Origin of the sequence: Rhodococcus koreensis, from assembly GCF_017068375.1 — a bacterium.
GTDB lineage: Bacteria > Actinomycetota > Actinomycetes > Mycobacteriales > Mycobacteriaceae > Rhodococcus_F > Rhodococcus_F koreensis.
Genome location: NZ_CP070609.1, coordinates 6,201,122 through 6,215,824 on the forward strand (window position 1 = coordinate 6,201,122; position 14,703 = coordinate 6,215,824).

14 protein-coding genes are annotated in these 14,703 nt (G+C 68.1%); 8 read left to right on the plus strand and 6 right to left on the minus strand.

All coding sequences use genetic code 11. The features are described from left to right. The first annotated feature begins 22 nt into the window (after positions 1 to 22). From JWS14_RS28250 to JWS14_RS28265, 4 genes are all read left to right on the plus strand, one after another. Entirely contained in the window at positions 23 to 1,327 is a 1,305-nt protein-coding gene (locus JWS14_RS28250; RefSeq protein ID WP_206014892.1) for an alpha/beta hydrolase, read from the plus strand. A gap of 28 nt (positions 1,328 to 1,355) precedes the next feature. Continuing rightward, positions 1,356 to 2,081 carry an ABC transporter substrate-binding protein gene (locus JWS14_RS28255; protein WP_072947556.1) on the plus strand — a complete coding sequence of 242 codons (726 nt, stop codon included), beginning with the start codon at positions 1,356 to 1,358 and terminating at the stop codon, positions 2,079 to 2,081. 73 nt (positions 2,082 to 2,154) lie between these two features. Next, complete coding sequence (locus JWS14_RS28260; protein ID WP_206014893.1) at positions 2,155 to 3,393, plus strand: acyl-CoA dehydrogenase family protein; 1,239 nt, start codon at positions 2,155 to 2,157, stop codon at positions 3,391 to 3,393. Between the two features lie 68 nt (positions 3,394 to 3,461). Beyond that, positions 3,462 to 3,839 carry a VOC family protein gene (locus JWS14_RS28265; protein ID WP_072947554.1) on the plus strand — a complete coding sequence of 126 codons (378 nt, stop codon included), beginning with the start codon at positions 3,462 to 3,464 and terminating at the stop codon, positions 3,837 to 3,839. Between the two features lie 3 nt (positions 3,840 to 3,842). On the opposite strand, the gene JWS14_RS28270 is transcribed toward JWS14_RS28265, so the two are convergent. Further along, positions 3,843 to 4,649, minus strand: coding sequence for an alpha/beta fold hydrolase (locus tag JWS14_RS28270; RefSeq protein ID WP_206016203.1), 807 nt, complete (start codon positions 4,647 to 4,649; stop codon positions 3,843 to 3,845). 62 nt (positions 4,650 to 4,711) lie between these two features. On the opposite strand from JWS14_RS28270, the gene JWS14_RS28275 reads away from it, so the two are divergent. Further along, positions 4,712 to 5,182, plus strand: coding sequence for a nucleoside deaminase (locus JWS14_RS28275; protein WP_072947550.1), 471 nt, complete (start codon positions 4,712 to 4,714; stop codon positions 5,180 to 5,182). 32 nt (positions 5,183 to 5,214) lie between these two features. Here JWS14_RS28275 and JWS14_RS28280 read toward each other — a convergent pair whose 3' ends face one another. Together JWS14_RS28280 and JWS14_RS28285 are read right to left on the minus strand one after the other, a co-directional pair. Continuing rightward, on the minus strand, positions 5,215 to 6,813 hold the full coding sequence (locus JWS14_RS28280; protein WP_072947549.1) for an ABC-F family ATP-binding cassette domain-containing protein: 1,599 nt from the start codon (positions 6,811 to 6,813) through the stop codon (positions 5,215 to 5,217). Positions 6,814 to 6,954: 141 nt separating this feature from the next. Next, the gene (locus JWS14_RS28285) at positions 6,955 to 7,521 is read right to left on the minus strand and encodes a hypothetical protein (RefSeq protein ID WP_206014894.1); all 567 of its coding nucleotides are present in this window, start codon (positions 7,519 to 7,521) and stop codon (positions 6,955 to 6,957) included. Positions 7,522 to 7,615: 94 nt separating this feature from the next. Here JWS14_RS28285 and JWS14_RS28290 point away from each other — a divergent pair, with 94 nt between their 5' ends. The 3 genes from JWS14_RS28290 (at position 7,616) to JWS14_RS28300 (ending at position 12,017) form a co-directional block, all read left to right on the plus strand. Next, positions 7,616 to 9,424, plus strand: coding sequence for a penicillin-binding transpeptidase domain-containing protein (locus JWS14_RS28290; protein WP_072947547.1), 1,809 nt, complete (start codon positions 7,616 to 7,618; stop codon positions 9,422 to 9,424). Between the two features lie 96 nt (positions 9,425 to 9,520). After that, on the plus strand, positions 9,521 to 11,200 hold the full coding sequence (locus JWS14_RS28295; protein ID WP_206016205.1) for an NTF2-like N-terminal transpeptidase domain-containing protein: 1,680 nt from the start codon (positions 9,521 to 9,523) through the stop codon (positions 11,198 to 11,200). Positions 11,201 to 11,279: 79 nt separating this feature from the next. Continuing rightward, positions 11,280 to 12,017 (plus strand): sulfite exporter TauE/SafE family protein, encoded by a 738-nt coding sequence (locus tag JWS14_RS28300; RefSeq protein WP_072947546.1) that lies wholly within the window; start codon positions 11,280 to 11,282, stop codon positions 12,015 to 12,017. 24 nt (positions 12,018 to 12,041) lie between these two features. Here JWS14_RS28300 and JWS14_RS28305 read toward each other — a convergent pair whose 3' ends face one another. From JWS14_RS28305 to JWS14_RS28315, 3 genes are all read right to left on the minus strand, one after another. Then, positions 12,042 to 13,514 (minus strand): peptide MFS transporter, encoded by a 1,473-nt coding sequence (locus JWS14_RS28305; RefSeq protein ID WP_072947545.1) that lies wholly within the window; start codon positions 13,512 to 13,514, stop codon positions 12,042 to 12,044. Between the two features lie 59 nt (positions 13,515 to 13,573). After that, positions 13,574 to 13,951, minus strand: coding sequence for a DUF3054 domain-containing protein (locus JWS14_RS28310; protein WP_072947544.1), 378 nt, complete (start codon positions 13,949 to 13,951; stop codon positions 13,574 to 13,576). 94 nt (positions 13,952 to 14,045) lie between these two features. Continuing rightward, positions 14,046 to 14,624, minus strand: coding sequence for a TetR/AcrR family transcriptional regulator (locus JWS14_RS28315; protein WP_206014895.1), 579 nt, complete (start codon positions 14,622 to 14,624; stop codon positions 14,046 to 14,048). Positions 14,625 to 14,703: the final 79 nt, after the last annotated feature.

Below are 14,703 nucleotides of genomic sequence, written 5' to 3' on the forward strand. Positions count from 1 at the left end.
TTCGCGCTCTAGGCTTCGGAACGTGGAATGGCTCAGCGACCTCAGTGTGATCTCAGGGCCTCTGCCCTGGATCCTCACGGGGATCGGCGCGCTCGGCGGCGTGTGGTTGCTCGCCGCCCGCGCCCCCTGGTACCGCACGAAAGCCGTTCCGATCTGCCTGGCCGTGTCGGTGGTCGTCACCGTCGTCCTGTACGTAATGGTCGAAAAGGTTCTCCGGCCGTTCCCCGACCCCATCGAGATGTCCATCTACGTGTGGATCGGTCTGGGGCTCTTCGCGATCATCCTGCTCGTGCCGCGGATCCGTGCGGGCCGGACAGTGAAAGCCGCCGTCGGGTCGGTTCTCGCGGTCCTCGCCGTGCTTCTCGCGTCCGCGACGCAGATCAATTGGGTGTTCGACGCCTATCCCACGGTGGGCACGGCATTCGGGGCGGAGCCGTTCGACCGCGTCCAGATGAACGACCTCGGCAGCTCCACCGAGAACGTCGTGACGGGAACGCCGCTCGACGCGTCGTGGACGGCCCCGCCCGGGATGCCCAGCGAGGGACGGGTGCTGACGGCGGCCGTTCCCGGGACGGCGTCGGGGTTCGCCGCCCGCGACGCCGAGATCTACCTGCCGCCCGCCTACTTCGCCAACCCGCGCCCGCTGCTGCCCGTGCTCGTGATGCTGGCCGGCCAGCCCGGCTCGCCGGAGGACTGGTTCGCCGGAGGCAAGCTCGCCACCACGATGAACGAGTTCGCCGCGAAACACGACGGACTGGCCCCGATCGTGGTGGTGGCGGACGGCACCGGTTCGCAGATCGCGAACCCCCTGTGCACCGATTCGAAGCTGGGCAACGTGGCCACGTATCTGGCGAAGGACGTTCCGTCGTGGGTGAAGTCGAACCTGCAGGTGAACCCGGACCCCAAGGCGTGGGCCATCGGCGGCCTGTCCTACGGCGGCACCTGTTCGCTGCAGATGGCCACGAACTATCCCGACGTGTATCCGACGTTCCTCGACATCTCGGGTCAGGAGGCGCCCACGCTCGGCGACCACCAGCGCACCCTCGACGACGGCTTCGGCGGTGACGAGGCGGCGTTCAAGAGGGTCAACCCGCTTGACCTGATGGCGGCGAACAAATACCCGGACTCGGCCGGGGTCTTCGTGATCGGCAGCGACGACGATGCCTACAAGCCGGGAGCGCAGAAGGTCTATCAGGCCGCGAAGAACGCCGGAATGGACGTGCAGTACGTGGAAGTGCCTGGCGGGCACAGCTTCGCCGTGTGGTCCGCCGGGCTGGAGAAGGAAATGCCCTGGCTGGCACAGCGGTTGGGGCTGATCGGTTCGTAGGCACCCGCCACGGCCGGAGAGGGGCGACATGACGGCGGCAGCGCGCGTACTGCGGGTGGGTTCGGCCCTGCCCGACCCGCCGTTCGAGTTCCGGGACGGCGAGGCGCCTGCGGGTTTCGACGTCGAGTTCACCCGGGCGCTCGCGCAGGAACTCGGCCTCGACTGGTCGCTCGTCCCGTACCGCGGCACCGACTTCAACGGCATCTTCGACGCACTGGCGGACGGCGAATTCGACTGCATCGCCTCGGGAACCACCGTGACGCCGGAGCGGCGGACGCGTGCCGATTTCTGCGCCCCGTACCTCGTGTCGGGTCAGTCCCTGGCCGTCGACACGTCCCGGCATCCGGGCGTGCGCGGGGTCGACGACCTGCGCGGCCTGACCGTCGGTGTCCAGCACGGCAACACCAGTCAGCCGATCGTCGATCGCCTGGTCGCGGAGGGCCGCGTGGGCGCGATCCGGGTGTACGCGTACGACCGGATCGGACAGGCCCTCGACGACCTGTCCTCGGGCGGGTGCGACGCCGTCATGAAACTCGCGCCGGTCCTCACCTGGCTGGTCCGGGACCGCCCGCACGTCGAGGTGGTCGAACGGGGGATCTCCCGGGAGGAGATCGCCGTCGCCGTCCGCACCGGTGATCGCGCGCTGCGTGACCGCATCGAGTCGGCGCAGCGCGCCCTGGCCGCGGACGGCACCCTCGACCGGCTGCGGTCGAAGTGGCTCGGGATCGGTGGAACGGACGGTGGCTCGCCATGACACCTGTCGAATAATAGGAACGTGTTCTATATTTGCGGCAACCCTTTGTCTCTCGGCGACTGGAGTGCCCGGCATGTATGAGTGGTCAGATACCGACCTGATGTTCCGCGACGCGATCCGCGGCTTCATCGACAAGGAGATTCGACCGCACGTCGACAAGCTGGAGACCGGCGAGCTGCCTCCGTTCGACATCATCCGCAAGCTCTTCGCCACCTTCGGCCTGGACGAGATGGCCCGGGAGGCGCTCACGAAGTCCCTGGACCGCGAACGCAGCGGCGACGCGGCATCCGGCGCGAAGGAGGAGAAATCCGGCGGCCTCGGCGGCGCGGGCAGCATGGGCGTCATCATGAACGCCGAACTGGCGGGCGTCAGCCTCGGGCTCGTCGCCTCGCTCGGGGTGAGCCTCGGGCTGGCGGCGGGCACCATCCGCAGTCGCGGGACGCTGGCGCAGAAGGAGCGCTGGCTGCCCGGTCTGGTCACGTTCGAGAAGGTCGGAGCGTGGGCGATCACCGAGCCCGACTCCGGCTCGGACGCGTTCGGCGGCATGAAGTCCTACGTCCGCCGCGACGGCGACGACTACATCCTCAACGGGCAGAAGACGTTCATCACCAACGGTCCCTACGCCGACGTCATCGTCGTCTACGCGAAACTCGACGAGGGGGACTCGTCCGTCGACCGCCGCGACCGGAAGGTCCTCGCCTTCGTCCTCGACACGGGCATGGAGGGGCTCACCCAGGGGGCGCCGTTCAAGAAGATGGGCATGAACTCCTCGCCTACCGGGGAACTGTTCTTCGACAACGTGCACCTCACCCGAGACCGTCTGCTCGGCGAGACGGAGGACGGCGGCAAGTCGGACGGCAAGTCCAGCGCGAAGGAGAACTTCGCGGCCGAACGGATCGGTATCGCATCGCTGTCCCTCGGCATCATCAACGAGTGCCACCGGCTCTGCGTCGACTACGCCAAGTCCCGCAAGCTGTGGGGCAAGGAGATCGCCCAGTTCCAGCTCGTCCAGCTCAAGCTCGCCGAGATGGAGATCGCGCGCATCAACGTGCAGAACATGGTCTTCAACGCCATCGAGCGCACGGCGGCGGGGGATCGGGTGAGTCTCGCGGAGGCGTCGGCGATGAAGCTCTACTCCTCGCGGGCCGCCACCGAGGTGGCGATGGAGGCGGTGCAGCTGTTCGGCGGCAATGGCTACATGGCCGAGTACCGGGTCGAGCAGCTCGCGCGCGATGCGAAGTCGCTGATGATCTACGCCGGCAGCAACGAGATCCAGGTGACGCACATCGCGAAGGGCCTGCTGGCGATGTGAGGTCCGCCCCGGGAACAATTGTCGTACGGCGTACGTTAGTGGGGTGTCGTCAACGAAAGGACACCACCGTGAAGGTCACCGCGAGCGCACTGTCGCTGAACGTCGCAGACCCCGTCGCGTCGGCCGAATTCGCCAAGTCCCACCTGGGCTTCGTCGAGGAGATGGCCGCCGAGGGCTTCGTGTCGCTGAAGCGTGCGGACGTCGGCTTCAATCTGGTCTTCCTGAAGACCGGACTGGAGACGTTCAAACCCGCGCGGATCGCCGGTGACGCCGGCCAGGGGCTGCTGATCGCACTCGTCGTCGACGGCATCGACGGCGAATACGAGCGACTGCAGGCGGAGGGCGTCCCGATCGTGACGCCCATCGAAACCGAGCCGTGGGGCGAACGCTACTTCCAGATGAGCGACCCGAACGGGGTGATCATCCAGTTGGTCGAATGGGTGTAGCGGTCACACCGCCGCGAGAAACGGCTCGACGGCCGCGAGCACCTCGGTGCTCGCGGCCACCGCCGTCGAATGGTCGAAACCGGGCAGGATCGTCAGCGACGCACCGGGAATCAGCGCCGCCACCCGCCGGGTGTCGCCGATCCGCTCGGCGTCGTTCGAGCCGACGAACAGCAGGGTGGGGACGGCGATCCGGCGCAGGACGTCGTCGTCGACTCCCGGCTCCACACCGGAACGCCGCATGTACGCGGCGAGCGCCTTCGCGTCGTTCGCCATGAACGCCGCCCGCGTCCCGGCGTCGATCGGCCACCCGCGCCGGGCATTCCACTGCCCCAGGAACGCCTCCATACCGTCCCGCTCGAGGACGTCGATGCAGCCCGGGAAGAACAGCCGGTCGAACGCGCCTGCCTGCGGGAGGCTGCTGCCACCGCCGACGATCAGGCTCTCCAGACGTTCGGGCACGCCGACCGCCAACACCAGCGCGACCCGGCCGCCGAGCGAATACCCCAGCACGTGCGCGCTGGGAAGCTCCAGGTGGTCGAGGACCGCCAGGACGTCGCCGCTGAGCAGATCCATCGCGTACGCGTCCTCGTCGTGCGGCTTGTCGCTGCGCCCGTGGCCCCGCAGATCGACCAGGATCAGCCGGTACCGATCACGCAGCGCGGCGACGTAGCCGAATCCGCGCCAGATCGCGTGGGAGAGAGCCGTGCCGTGGACGAGGACGAGCGGTTCCCCGTCGCCGACGGTCTGGTACGCGATCCGGACGCCGTCGACGGGATTGGTAGCGTGCTGCACCCGCCCAGTCTGCAGCACGCGCGTCGCGGCCGACTCGCGGACTGCACTCGGGCGCACAGGTCGGGGGCGATACTGGTGGCATGCCGATTCCCCCGAACCCCGCGCTCGACCCCGAGGAACTGCTGGCCGTGGCGATCGCCGAGGCGGAACTCGGCAAACGTGAGGGCGGAATCCCGATCGGGGCCGCGCTGTTCGCCGGCGACGGAACCCTGCTGGGCCGCGGCCGCAACCGGCGGGTCCAGCACGGCGACCCGTCCGTCCACGGCGAGACGGACGCGTTCCGCGCCGCCGGGCGCCAGCGTGACTACCGCTCGACGATCATGGTGACCACTCTGTCGCCGTGCTGGTACTGCAGCGGACTGGTCCGGCAGTTCAACATCGGCGCGATCGTCGTGGGGGAGAGCGTCACGTTCACCGGCGGTCACGAATGGCTCCGCGAGAACGGCGTCGACGTCACCGTCCTGCGCGATCAGCACTGCATCGACCTCATGGCCGAATTCATCGAGCGCAGGCCCGCACTGTGGCACGAAGACATCGGCGTCGCCGAATGAGCTTCGCCCGTGCGCCTTTGTGGTAGCCGGGACTACCCGAAAGGCGCACAGGGCCGGAGGCCCTCTCCCGTCATTTCCAGCCACCGGGTGACACCGATGTCGTGGAGGAACTGCCGGTCGTGGCTGACCACGATCAGTGCACCGCGGTAACTGCGCAGCGCCTGCGTGAGGTGCGCGAGGCTCGGCAGGTCGAGGTTGTTCGTCGGCTCGTCCATCAGCAGCAGTCGCGGGGCGGGTTCGGCCAGCAGGATGGTCGCGAGGGCGGCCCGCAACCGTTCCCCGCCCGACAACGCCGACGCGAGAACATCGGAATCGTTGCCCCGGAACAGGAACCGGGCCAGCTGGGCGCGGATCTGTTCCTGCGACGCGTGCGGCGCTGCCGCGGCCACGTTCTCGGCGACCGTCAGCGACTCGTCGAACACGTCGAGTCGCTGCGGCAGGGCCTTGAACGGCACCCGCGGTCCCGCTGCCACGACGGCGTCGAGCAGGGTCGTCTTCCCGACGCCGTTGCGTCCGACGAGCGCGATCCGCTCGGGGCCGACCACGTCCAGCGACACCTGCTGTCCGCTGCGCAGGCTCAGGTCCCGGACGGAGACCACCTCCTGACCCGAGTACACCTCCGTGTCGGGCAGGTCGATGCGCACCTCGCGGTCGTCCCGCAGGGCGCTCTCCGCTTCCGTCAGCGAATCCCGCGCCTCGTCGACCTTCGCGATGTGATTGTTCCGCAGCTTTCCCGCCGACTCCTGCGCCTGCCGCTTCCTCAGTCCCATCACGATCTTCGGCTCGCGTTTGTTCTCGAACATCTTCTGCCCGTACCGCTTACGACGGTCGATCTTGATGCGGGCCTCGACGAGTTCCCGCTTCTGCTTCTGCACGTCGCTGCGGGCGTCGCGCACCGCGGCCCGGGCGGCCGCCTGCTCCGCCTCGACGATCTCCCGGTACGCGCTGAAGTTCCCGCCGAACATGCGGATCTCGCCGGCGCGCAGTTCCGCGATGGACGTCATGAGGTCGAGCAGGGCACGGTCGTGGCTGACCACCAGCAGCGTGCCCGGAAACTGTTGCACCACCTCGTAGAGCTTGCTGCGGGACGCGCCGTCGAGGTTGTTGGTGGGCTCGTCGAGTAGTAGCACCTCCGGTTCCCTCAGCAGTTGCGCGGTGAGACCGAGCAGCACGGTCTCGCCACCGGACAGGGTGCCGACGGTGCGGTCGAGGTCGGACGTGCTGCCGAGCACCCGCTCGAGACCGAGCCGGTGCAGGGTCGACACGGCCCGCTCCTCGATGTCCCAGCGGCCGGTCGCGGCATCGAAATCCTCGGGCGTGCCGTCGCCGGACTCGATGCGGTGCAACGCCGCCCGAAGATCGTCGATGCCGAGGATCCGGTCGATCTTCAGCGTGGGGTCGAGCGTGATGTCCTGCGGCAGGTACGCCACCTCGCCCTGTGCCGTCACCGACCCGCGGTCGGGACGCAGGCGCCCGGCGATCAGCCGGAGCAGCGTGGATTTTCCGGAACCGTTGAGACCGACCAGGCCGGTGCGTCCGGGGCCGAAGACGGCGTCGAGGCCGTCGAAGACAGGCTCGCCGTCGGGCCAGGTGAACGTGAGGTCGGACAGGGACAGATATGACTGGGCCATGGGGTACTCCCGAGGTGTGTGCGGATGAAGACTCGCGTGACTACCTCGTCAGGAGCAATGGACCGTTCCCCTCTGTCTGACGCGCCCGGTGCGCATCGGTGACGTTCACGATAGGACGCCACCGATACCCGTGCAATCGAATTAAATCTGGGGACCTTCGGCGCGGAGGTCGTCCACCTTCGCCATGGCTTCACGGAGTTCGGTGAGCCACTGTTCGCTGTGCTGGCCCGCCAGGCGCACCGTCCACATCAGGGCGTCCGACCGCGACCGCGCCACACCGGCGTCGACCAGCGTGTCGAGAACCTTGCGTTCGGGCTGGCGGAGCCGGGTCATCACCGGAACCGCGAGGTGGGTGAACAGCGTCTTGTGGCCGTCGAGGCCGACGCCCCACGCGACCTTGCGTCCGTAGCGCCGTTCGGCCTCGTCGGCGATGCGCATTCGATCGCCCCGGGTGGTTTCGCGGAACCGGGAAATGCGTCCGTCGATCGCGGCCTCCGAACCGGAGTCGGCGGACTCGACGGGCGGCAATTCGCCGACCACCACGATCTCCTCGCGGTCGACCTCGACGGTCGCGGGGCCGGTGAACCAGTCGTCGGGAAGGCGGCCGGCGAACCACTCGGCCGCGTCGCTCGCGTCGGGGACGTCCGCCTGCTGCCATCCACCGGGGCGGCCGAAGCGGCGGGAGCCCGGACCTTGTGCGTTTCTCATGGCGTCCTCCTGGGAGCCGGGTGCCACGATCACCGTGATGCAGCACTGATTACATAATTACACCGATTATTCGAAGCGCGCCACCACGTCAGGCATGATCGAGTCCGTGCGCACCTCAACCGTTCGTCACAGCCCCATCCGTCCCACCCCCACCCGGAAGGCCACCGCCGGAATCGCCGTCCTCGCGATGGTGCTCTCCGCCTGCGGACTCTTCGGACCGGACCAGCCCGACACCGTGTCGCAGCAGTTCGCCGACGCCCTGAACAGCGACGACGTGCAGGCTGCCGCCGCGCTCACCACCGACCCGGCCGCCGCCACCGCCGCGATCACGGCCATGTACGACGGGCTCGGGAACCGGGACGGCACGTACACCCGCACCGACGTGCAGGAGTCGGGCGACAACGGCGGAACGTTCAGGATGGACGTGTCCTGGCCGTTCGCCCCGGGGCAGGAATGGAAGTACAGCACCACCGGCAACGCCACCAAGGAAGGCGACGACTGGAAGATCGTCTGGGACCCGGCCGTGCTCGCACCCGGACTCACCGACGACACCACCGTCCGGTACACCACCACGACGGGAACACCGCCGAAGGTCCTCGCCGCGGATGGCGCGCCGATCCTCGAGCAACAGGTCGTCACGCTGGTCAACCTCGACCAGGGCGCCGACACGGTGGCGGTTGCGTCGTTGCTGTCGCCCATCGCACCGACCATCACCGCGGCCACGCTCCAGCAGGATCTGGCAGGCGCCCAGGGCAAGCCGGTCACGGCCATCTCGCTGCGGGCCGAGGACCTGGCGCCGATCGAACCGCAATTGCGGCAACTCGCCGGAGTCACGCTCGCCCCGCAGACCAGGTTGCTCAGCACGGACAAGGCGCTGGCCTCGCCCACCCTGGCCGGGCTCGGCGACCTGTGGCAGCAGGGGCAGGACGCGTCCGCGGGCTGGGCAGTGCAACTGGTCGGTCAGGACGGTTCGGCGAAGACCGTCGCCGGCGAGCAGGGCCCCGACGCCCCCGACATCGCGACGACCCTCGACCTCCCGATGCAGATGGCCGCCGAGCGGGCGCTCGCCGACGTGCCGCAGCAGGCCGCGATCGTCGCCCTGCGACCCTCCACGGGTGAGGTGCTCGCGGTCGCGCAGAACGCCCCCGCCGACGCGCTCGGCCCGATCGCGCTCACCGGCCTCTACCCGCCGGGATCGACGTTCAAGACGGTGACGACGTCCGCCGCGCTGCAGGCCGGTGCCGCCACCCCGGACACCGTCCTGCCCTGCCCCGGCACCGAGAACATCGAGGGCAGGCAGATCCCCAACGACGACGAATTCGACCTCGGCGCGGTCCCGTTGCACACCGCGTTCGCCCGGTCCTGCAACACCACCATGGGACGGCTGGCGGTCGGGTTGCCGCCCGACGCCCTGCAGAAGGCTGCGCTGCAGTTCGGGCTCGGCGTCGACTACGTCACGCCCGGACTGACCACCGTCACCGGCAACGTGCCGATCGCCGACAGTCCCGCCGCCCGGGTCGAGTCCGCGATCGGACAGGGGCAGGTCACTGCGTCGCCGTTCGGCATGGCTATGGTGGCCGCATCGATCGCGGACGGTTCCACGCCGGCGCCGATGATCGTGCGGGGACAACCCGGGACCGCCGACACGACGGCGCCCGCCGTGCCCGCGAACGTCACCGCCGACCTCCGGACGATGATGCGCGAAACTGTGACGGGAGGTACCGCTACTGCGCTGCAGGACATTCCGGGGCTGCTCGGAAAAACTGGCACGGCCGAGTCCGGAAGTGGTCCCGCTCACGGCTGGTTCGTCGGAATCAAGGACGACCTAGCATTTGCCGTCTTTATTGCAACAGGTGACAGTTCGGCCCCTGCTGTGCAGGCTGCGGGGCGTTTTCTTCGATAAACCCGTTCACGCGTTGCTGTTCGGGGATAAGTTGTGGCTCAACCGTAACTCCTTCGTAGGCAAATGGTGCTTGTTACGCATGTGACTGAAAGCAAGATGGTGGACATGGGGAATGGACGATCGCTTGGCCGCCGCAACAGATACGTGATCGCCCTGACGTCGGCTGTCGTTCTGGCGGTAATTCTGGCGTCGTGCGTGCTGTCGAAAGAGGAGGCGACCGCGCAGTCGGTCGTCGACGACTTCGTCAACGCACTGAACGAGGGCGATGCCGCTGCCGCTGCAGCGCAGACCTCCTATCCCAACGCCGCGGAGACGGCGATTCAGCAGATGTTCGACGGCCTCCATCCCGAGGACGCCAAGTTCGACGTGACCCAGTTCATGGATCTCGGCTCGGATTCCGGCTTCTTCACCGTCGGTGCCGCTTGGCATTTCGGTGAAGGCAAGGATTGGAGCTACCAGGTTCAGGGTGGCGTGCGGAACCTGTCCGTCGGCTGGCGCATCTCCTGGGATCCGTCGATCCTCGCGCCCGACATGGGCAACGGGCGCGTCGTCCGCTACGACCGGACGGACGCCGCACCGCCGCGCGTCTTCGACGCCGTCGGCGGGCTGCTCATGAACGAGCAGACCATCAACTCGGTCACCCTCGATCCCGCGACGATGCCCGATCCCGTCGCGACCACCCGGCGTCTGGCGGAGGTCCTCGAGCCGGTGGCTCCCCTCGTGACGGCCGACTCGATGATGGCGGAGATGGCCGAGAAGCCTGGCCAGCAGGTCACCGCCGTGCTGTTGCGCGACCAGGACTGGCAATTCCTCGAGGAGGACCTCGCGATCCCCGGCGTCGTCACCATCAAGACGCCGAAGCTCATCACGTCGGATCGGCGCATCACGACACCGTTGCTGGATCCGCTGCGCAAGGTGTGGCAGGCCAACCGGGACGCGACGGCCGGCTGGGCCGTCCACCTCGTCGACCCCGACGGCACACTCATTCCGCAGGCCGGTTTCCAGGGCCCGCCCGGGCCGGACATCGTCGCGACGGTGGACTCCCACCTGCAACTGGCAGCAGAGGAAGCCGTGGTCAGCGTCGGAACCCCCGCGGCGATCGTCGCGATCCAGCCGTCCTCCGGCGCCGTGCTCGCCGCCGCGCAGAACAACCAGGCGATGGAGCAGGGGCCGATCGCGTTCCAGGGTCTCTACCCCGCCGGATCGAACCTCGATCTCGTGAAGAGGGCCGCTGGACTGCAGAAGGGCGTCGACCCGTCCTCGCTGTCGATCGAGGACATCGAGAAGGCGGGCAATCAGCTCGGGCTCGGCATGAACTACAACATCCCGGGCCTCGACCATCAGACCGCCGTCTTCACCGCCGACCAGTCGGGCATGAACCAGGTGATGAACCGCAAGGACAGCGACCTGCCCGCCGTCACGCCGTTCGGATTGGCCATGCTGGCAGCGTCGATCGCACGGGGCAGCGCGCCGGCGCCGATGATCGTCCAGGGACAGCCGGGCACCACCGACGTGGCCGCTCAGCCGCTTCCGGCGAACATCAACGACCAGTTGCGGGGCATGATGCGCGACAACGTGGTGCGGGGCGGTGCGTCGTACCTCAACGGCTACCCGGACCTCATGGGCATGAATGGTGCGAGCGGCGACGACCGCTGGTTCTACGGCTCACGCGGCGACCTGGCCTTCGCGGTCTTCGTCGCCGACGCCGACGGTGGCGACCGCGCGGTGAAGATGACCGACATGCTCTTCCGTGAAATGGCGAAGCCGGCGAACTGACAACGACGGGGACCGTCCGCGCTGAGGGGCGGACCGTCCGCGCTGAGGGAGTAAGTGAGCAAGGGTAAGTTTCTACCTTGTGTCCCTGCTTGATATCGGTCTTCTCGTCGTAGCGGGGTTCTTCGCGGGACTGGTCGGGTTCGTCACCGGCCTGGCGTCCATCGTGTCGTATCCCGCACTCCTCGCCGTCGGTCTGCCGCCCGTGACCGCCAACGTCACCAACACGGTCGCGATGGTGGCGGTCGGCGTCGGCGCGCTGTCCAACTCCACGCGGGAGGTCGCCGACACCGGTCCCAAGCTGTGGCGGTGGGCGCTGTACTCGGCGGCGGGCGGCCTGGTCGGCGCGGGAATCCTGCTGTTGGCGCCCGCGGGGTCGTTCGAGGCGATCGTCCCGTTCATGGTCGCGTTCGCCGCGCTGGCACTGCTGCTGCAACCCCGGCTGCGGGCGCTGGCCGGCGGGCGGGACATGCCCCGCACCTATTCGGTGTCGCTGTTCGTCGTCGCCATCTACGGCGGGTACTTCGGTGCGGGTGCCGGTGTCATCTTCCTGGCGATCGCCCTGATCCTCACCTCGGAGAAGATCTGGCGCGCGACCATTCTGAAGAGCTTTCTCCTCGGCGTCGCGAACCTCGTCGCCGCGATCGGGTTCGCGGCCTTCGGCCCCGTCCACTGGGGCGCCGCCGCCGCGATGGCGATCGGCGCCCTGGCCGGTGGATGGTGCGGCCCACCCGTGGTCAGGCGGATACCGCCGTCCGTCCTCCGCGTCGTCATCGCGATGGCGGGATTCGGTTTGGCCGTGTGGTTGTGGGTGCGCTGAGACCGTTTCTCAGCGCAGCGGGTGTTAGTGCACGCCCTTCATCAGACGCTTGATCCACGGTGCCCCGATAGCGAGGAGCACACCCACGGCGATCGAGCCGAGCCCGACCGCGGTGAAGTACGGGACCTCGTTGTTCTCGTCGTAGTACTTGGCCAGCGTGCCCGCCATCGCGGTGCCCAGGGCGACGGACAGGAAGAACAACGCCACCATCTGGGTGTGGAACGCCTCGGGTGCCAGCTTGGTCGACAGCGACAGTCCCACCGGCGACAGCAGCAGTTCCGCGAACGTGAACAGCAGCAGGATGCCGGCCAGACCCAGCAGCGGTGCGCTGTTGGCGCCGCCACCCGACATCGGGATGAACGCCAGGAACGCGAGACCCATGATGATCGTGCCTGCCGCGAACTTGATCGGCGACGACGGCTGACGGGGGCCGAGTTTCGTCCACGCGGCAGCGAAGACACCCGCGAAGATGATGATGAAGACCGGGTTGATGGACTGCACCCACGACGGCGGGAAGTCCCAGCCGAACAGGTTGCGGTCGAGTCGTTTGTCGGAGTAGACCGCAACGGTGGTGAACTGCTGCTGGAACAGCGACCAGAACACCGCGCTGGCGATGAACATCGGGATGAACGCGTAGACGCGGCTGCGCTCGACGGCCGTGATGCGGCGGCTCGACAACATGATCGCGAAGTAGCCGATCGCCGCAACGATGGTGAGGCCGACCACGATGTCCGACATGTTGGCCGCGGTGATCACCCCGGTCAGGGACAGGGCCGCAATCACCACGATCGCGGCGGCGCCGATCGCGATCCACTTGGGCCGCTGGGCGCGGGGAAGGGGATTGGGCGGTTCCGCCCCGATGCCCCGGAGGCGCTTGCGGCCGAGTGTGTACTGGATCAATCCGAGCGCCATACCGATCGCGGCGAGCGCGAAGCCGGCATGGAAGCCGATGGCGTCCTGGGCCCAGCCCGTCAGCAGTGGGCCGACGAGCGCGCCGATGTTGATGCCCATGTAGAAGATGGAGAATCCGGCGTCGCGGCGCTCGTCGTGCTCGTCGTACAGATCGCCGACCAGGGAGGTGGCGTTGGCCTTGAGCCCACCGCTGCCGAACGCGACACAGACCAGACCGATGCCCACACCCCACAGGCCGGGGAACACCGCCAGGGCGATGTGGCCGAGCATGACGAGGATGGCGCTGTAGAACAGGGTTCGCTCGGAGCCGAGGAGCCGGTCGGCGATCCACGCGCCGAGAATGGTCGACAGATACACCGTGCCGCCGTAGGCGCCGACGATGCTGGTTGCGGACGATTCGGCGATTCCGAGGCCACCTTCGGAGGCCGAATAGTAGAGGTAATAGATCAGGATGCCCTGCATCCCGTAAAAGGAGAATCGCTCCCACATCTCGACGCCGAACAGGTTCGCGAGGGCGAACGGCTGGCCGAAGAAACCGCGGTCGGACCGCCGCTCGTCCCGGGCCGGATCGATGGTGTCACTCATGGGAAAACTGTCTCACCTCGAGCGGAAGTTCGTGTGCCGTCGGGGCGGATTCGCCGGTATCAGGTGGTGGCGCGGGCCTTCGTCACGATCTTCGCGACTGCGCGCCAGCCGAGGAGGAACACAGCGAGAACCGTGCCCGCCACGATGATGAAACTGAACGCCGTTCCCTGGCCGCTCACCACGCGTAACAGCATGCCCACCACGAGCGTCGACAGCCACACCACGATGCCCGTCGGGACGATGAGGAACGCGTCGAACTTGTCGCGGTAGAGCGCGACGGTCGCGAGCCAGCCGACGGCCAGACCGGACAGGAATGGCCAGGCCGTGGTCGCCAGGCCCGTCAGGGCATTGGCTTCGTCGTGACTGCGGCGGCCGATGGCGCAGAACACGATGACGAGGACGACGTCCAGGGCGAGCGCGGGGAGGTACTTCTTCACACGGCCAGCCTAGAGGTGGTGTCGACGCGGCGTTCCGCCCGATCGGTTCAGCGACCCGGCCCGTGAGTGGCAAAGCGTGTCCGGGGACGCTTTCTCACTCACGTGGGGGGAGGCAGGCGCGCGCGGCGGCGAGCACGGTGGCCCCGGCCGCGTCGAGCGGTTCGGTGCTGCGGAGCGCGCGGGCGAGGACGAACGCGCCCTCGAGGCTGGTCACGAACCCCAGGATCAGGCGCCTCGCATCGGCCTCGCCGAACCCGCGGGCCCGCAGCAGCGCGCTGCCGGAGTCGATCCAGCTCGTGAACACGTCCGCCGTGGCGACGCGGAGCACCTCGTTGGTGCTCGCGACCTCGAGTGCGACCGTGGCGATGGGGCAGGCGTCCGCGTAATCGGTGGCCACCAGGGTCTCGCCCGCCAGCCGGAACCCGACCTCGATCCCCTCGAGGATGTCGGAATGCGCGTCGAGGATGGAGAACACCAGCCGCGCGTACTCCTCGCCCGACGTTCGAATGACTTCCTCGCCGAGCTGCTGCTTTCCGCCCGGGAAGAAGTGGTAGATCGACCCGAACGGGGCGCGGGCCTCCGTTGCGACCTGCTTGAGTCCGGTCCCCGTGTAGCCGTTGCGGCGGAAGAGGTCGCTGCTGGTGCCGAGGATCCGGGCCTTGGTGTCGTTCACTTTTTCTGCCTCCGACCGTTGCGCTCGGTGCGCACCCCATCGTAACCTGGTTCTCAGTAGAACGATCTATCAAATGGAG

Excerpts from the sequence above, each read along its gene's own strand:
- JWS14_RS28275 (WP_072947550.1), top strand. The coding sequence starts at position 4,712 with ATGCCGATTCCCCCGAACCCCGCGCTCGACCCCGAGGAACTGCTGGCC.
- JWS14_RS28285 (WP_206014894.1), bottom strand. The coding sequence starts at position 7,521 with ATGAGAAACGCACAAGGTCCGGGCTCCCGCCGCTTCGGCCGCCCCGGT.
- JWS14_RS28290 (WP_072947547.1), top strand. The coding sequence starts at position 7,616 with ATGATCGAGTCCGTGCGCACCTCAACCGTTCGTCACAGCCCCATCCGT.
- JWS14_RS28295 (WP_206016205.1), top strand. The coding sequence starts at position 9,521 with ATGGTGGACATGGGGAATGGACGATCGCTTGGCCGCCGCAACAGATAC.
- JWS14_RS28260 (WP_206014893.1), top strand. The coding sequence starts at position 2,155 with ATGTATGAGTGGTCAGATACCGACCTGATGTTCCGCGACGCGATCCGC.
- JWS14_RS28280 (WP_072947549.1), bottom strand. The coding sequence starts at position 6,813 with ATGGCCCAGTCATATCTGTCCCTGTCCGACCTCACGTTCACCTGGCCC.
- JWS14_RS28255 (WP_072947556.1), top strand. The coding sequence starts at position 1,356 with ATGACGGCGGCAGCGCGCGTACTGCGGGTGGGTTCGGCCCTGCCCGAC.
- JWS14_RS28305 (WP_072947545.1), bottom strand. The coding sequence starts at position 13,514 with ATGAGTGACACCATCGATCCGGCCCGGGACGAGCGGCGGTCCGACCGC.